This is a genomic window from Flavobacterium sp. (genome assembly GCF_044371705.1).
In the GTDB taxonomy this organism is placed as follows: domain Bacteria; phylum Bacteroidota; class Bacteroidia; order Flavobacteriales; family Flavobacteriaceae; genus Flavobacterium.
The window spans coordinates 1-4,441 of sequence record NZ_JBILTE010000207.1 but is presented as its reverse complement, the minus strand read 5'-3'; the positions used below and the strand labels follow the sequence as shown (position 1 = coordinate 4,441).

Sequence of the window (4,441 nt, the reverse complement as noted above, 5' to 3'; positions counted from 1 at the left end):
TGAATTACTTCGTAAAATGGGCTTTAAAGTATATTATGGCGATGCTACACGTTTGGAATTACTGAAAGCCGCAGGTGCCGAAAGTGCCAAACTTTTTATTGCCGCCATTGATAATCCAACGGTCAATTTAAATGTTGTGGAAACCATCCGAAAACATTTTCCAAATTTAAAAGTATTGACACGTGCCCGAAATAGAATTGATGCCTACGAATTAATCGATCATGGGGTGGAAAATATTTATCGGGAAACTCTTTATACTGCGGTTCATTTGGGAGTGGATGCTTTAACGCAACTGGGACATCGAAAGTATTCTGCTACGCGACAAGGACAACGTTTTATTAAATATGATGAAGCTGCAATTAAAGAACTAGCCACCAAACGTCATGATAAAATGGCCTATTTAGCCACTGTTCAAGAGCAAATTGAAATGCAAGAACAAATCTTAAAAAACGACTTGTTTACCAATTTTGATGCAGCCGACCATGCTTGGGATAGTGAGTTCTTGAAGAAAGGGTTAAAAAATCAAGAACTTTAAATAAAATGGACCCTATAAAAAAATCAGGCTCATCGAAGATGATCCTATCATTGTATCATTCTTCATAAAATTCCAAAAAACCTTTCCACGAATTTAAAATCTTTTTTAAACCATTAAGGTATTAAGTTTCATTAAGGGCAGAGACCTTAATGAAACTTAATACCTTAATGGTAAATATTAAAAAAAGAATTATCGTGAATAATTCGGAGCTTCTTTGGTAATTGTCACATTATGCGGGTGACTTTCCCCTATTCCACTGGCTGTAATTCGAACGAAACGTCCGGTTTCTTGTAATGTTGGAATATCTTTTGCTCCGCAATAACCCATTCCGGCTCTTAAACCGCCAATGAATTGTTGCATACTTTCGTTCAATTCACCTTTGTAAGGAACACGACCTACAATTCCTTCCGGAACTAATTTCTTCACATCATCTTCCACATCTTGGAAATAACGGTCTTTTGAACCTTCTTGCATGGCTTCTACAGAACCCATACCGCGGTAGGATTTAAACTTACGTCCTTCAAAAATAATCGTTTCACCGGGAGACTCTTTTGTTCCCGCTAAAAGCGAACCTAACATCACGCAATCAGCCCCGGCTGCAATCGCTTTTGGAATATCTCCCGTATAACGAATTCCTCCATCGGCAATCACAGGTACTCCACTTCCTTTGATAGCCGCGGCCACTTCCAACACCGCAGAAAATTGTGGAAAACCAACACCGGCAATCACACGTGTTGTACAAATAGATCCGGGACCGATTCCGACTTTTACAGCATCGGCACCATTTTCTACCAAATATTTAGCGGCTTCGGCTGTTGCGATATTCCCAACCACTACATCTAAATGTGGGAATTTTCCTTTCACTTGTTTTAAAACATCCACGACACCTTTGGTATGTCCGTGAGCTGTATCTATAATCACCGCATCTACTCCTGCATTTACTAAAGCAGTAGCTCTTTCTAAAGCGTCCGGAGTAACACCTAGAGCGGCTGCGACACGTAATCGTCCGAAACGGTCTTTATTGGCGATCGGTTTTTGAGTCAGTTTTGTGATGTCTCTAAAAGTAATTAAACCCACTAATTTGAAATCCTTATTAACAACAGGTAACTTTTCAATTTTATTTTGTTGCAAAATGCCTTCTGCTTCTTGAAGGGTTGTTCCTTCAGCGGCTGTCACTAAATTCTTTGTCGTCATCACCTCTAAAATAGAACGCGTGTTGACTTTTTCAAAACGCAAATCGCGGTTGGTTACAATTCCTTTTAAAGTCCCATTTTCATCTACTACAGGTATTCCTCCGATGCCGTATTCACGCATTGCTGCTTTTGCATCACCCACAATAGCTGTTAAAGGCAAAGTTACCGGATCAATGATCATTCCTGATTCTGCACGTTTGACTTTGCGAACTTTAGCGGCTTGTTGTTCGATGGTCATGTTTTTGTGCAAAACACCAATACCACCTTCTTGAGCCATGGCAATTGCCATCGAACTTTCGGTAACGGTATCCATCGCAGCCGAAATGATCGGAACGTTAAGAGTAATATTTCTGGAAAATTTTGATTGAATGCTGACTTCGCGTGGTAAAACTTCTGAATAATTGGGAATCAACAGAACATCGTCATAGGTTAAACCCTCTCCAACGATTTTTGTTTCGTGTGCTTTCATGGTTGCAATTTGTAGTTAAATTGCGTGCAAATATACGCTTTTTTTTAATTGGATGCAATTTTGAATTTGAACAAGAATTTTGTTTGGATTGGTTTTGCTAATCAATGTTTGTAATGGTTATTCTTTTCGCACAATATTAATTTTCTGTTCAATAAAAAGTTTTTCAAAATCTTCCAATTTTAAACTTTTCATATAATCCACATTTTTCTTTTTAACACCCCAAAAACCTTTTGATTCAGTGACAAAATACAAAACACTATCAAGCTTTAGATTTGTTTTGCCATCTCCAACTTCTGTTATAATGGTTTTTACATAAACTCTTGATCTTTTTTCAGGTATTTCAATTACTAATTCATAATTCGGGTCATCATATCGTTGATAAGATCCATAAATATTTTTTAATAAAGTATCTTTTGAAATACTAAACTGGACTTCATAATCAGATTTAAAATTTAAACTTCCCGCTTCTCTGGGTAGTGTTGTTGCGATAAAAGCAAATGAACAAATTCCAATCAAGATGGGTTTTGGAAGGTATTTTAGTTTTTCATTATTAATTGAGTGATTTAATTTGTAATAATAAGAAAATGGGAGAATTATTAAAGCTATTAAATCTGAATAATCTACAACTCTATTAATTCCAACATTATAGAAGTGAACAAAATCAAATATTGGCTGCGATAATTCAGATTTCCAAATCACAAAGAAAATTCCGGACAAAAAATAAATTAATTTTGTTTTTTTCGGGAAGAAACAACTGAAAAAATAGGGAAAAGAAAAGAGTCCGGCAAAATCTGATAACTTTCCAGTCAGATAATTGTTGTATTCGTATTTCAGATACAAGTCATTGAACAACAACAAAAATATTGATATTAAGAATACTATTCTATGTAATTCTTTAGCCTTAGTCATATTTTATTTTAATTATTATTTTTTAAAAATAAAGTATCTTTTTATTAGATTTCAATAATTTGTAATTAAATTAAAAAGTATTATAGTTTGACCATCTTTTAAATTCAATCATTCGAAAGCATCCCCAAAAAATCATCTTCACTAATAATCGGTACTTTCAACTGCGATGCTTTCTCCAATTTTGCCGGTCCCATGTTTTCACCTGCAATGACAAAATTTGTTTTAGCAGAAATGGAACTACCTACTTTTCCACCGTTGTCTTCAATCGCTTTTTTCAATTCATCACGAGAGAATTTTTCAAAAACACCGGAAACTACAAATGTTTTTCCTTCTAACCTATTACTGACGACAGTCGATTTTGATTCATCCAACATCAATTGAACACCAACGTTTTTGAGTCGGTCAACAGTACTTCTGTTCTCAGGATTTTCAAAGAATTCAATCACACTTTGTGCAATTTTCTCACCGATTTCATCTACTAAAATCAAATCCATCAAACTGGCATTCGCAATCGCGTCAATACTTTTGTAGTGTTTGGATAATTTTTTGGCTACTGTTTCACCTACATAACGAATTCCCAACGCATACAAAACGCGTTCAAAGGGTACTTCTTTCGATTTTTCAATACCTTTGATTAAATTCTCCGCACTTTTTTGTGCCATTCGTTCCAACGGAAGAATTTGTTCGATTTTTAAATCATACAAATCGGCATAATTTTTCACTAAACCATTTTGATACAATAAAGCGACCGTTTCACCACCCAAACCTTCAATATCCATCGCTTTTCGGGTGATGTAATGTTGGATTCTCCCAATAATCTGTGGCGGACACCCATAAAAATTGGGACAATAATGATTGGCTTCTCCTTCTTTTCGTTCTAATTCTGTTTCACATTCCGGACAATGGGAAATGTATTTCGTAGGTTCCGCTTCAGTTCCTCTTTGGGCGACTGCAATGATTTTCGGAATGATTTCTCCACCTTTTTCTACAAAAACGATATCACCCACTCGAATATCCAACTTTTCAATTTGATCGGCATTGTGCAAAGACGCTCGTTTGACGACGGTTCCCGCCAATTGCACGGGTTCTAAATTTGCAACAGGTGTAATTGCTCCGGTTCGTCCCACTTGATACGAAATCGAATTTAATCGGGTGGAAACTTGTTCCGATTTGAATTTATAGGCAATTGCCCATCGAGGAGATTTGGCTGTATAACCTAACTCATCTTGGTGTTGCAAACTGTTGACTTTAATAACCACACCATCCGTTTCATAAGGCAAATCATGGCGATGCATATCCCAAAACGAAATATAGTCCAACACTTCCTGCATGTTC

Annotated in this window: 4 protein-coding genes; 1 reads left to right on the top strand and 3 read right to left on the bottom strand. The window is 36.3% G+C overall.

The features are described 5' to 3' along the window. Positions 1 to 535 (top strand): NAD-binding protein (locus tag ACIQ2S_RS11685; protein WP_396176190.1); only part of this gene is annotated, 535 nt, incomplete at its 5' end. Between the two features lie 189 nt (positions 536 to 724). Here ACIQ2S_RS11685 and guaB read toward each other — a convergent pair. The 3 genes from guaB to ligA all read right to left on the bottom strand — a co-directional run. Beyond that, positions 725 to 2,197, bottom strand: a complete 1,473-nt coding sequence (gene guaB, locus ACIQ2S_RS11680) for an IMP dehydrogenase (protein WP_396176188.1) — start codon at positions 2,195 to 2,197, stop codon at positions 725 to 727. A 117-nt stretch (positions 2,198 to 2,314) separates the two neighbouring features. Continuing rightward, positions 2,315 to 2,914, bottom strand: coding sequence for a hypothetical protein (locus tag ACIQ2S_RS11675; protein WP_396176186.1), 600 nt, complete (start codon positions 2,912 to 2,914; stop codon positions 2,315 to 2,317). 296 nt (positions 2,915 to 3,210) lie between these two features. Next, on the bottom strand, positions 3,211 to 4,441 hold a 1,231-nt coding region (gene ligA / locus ACIQ2S_RS11670; protein WP_396176184.1), incomplete at its 5' end, for an NAD-dependent DNA ligase LigA.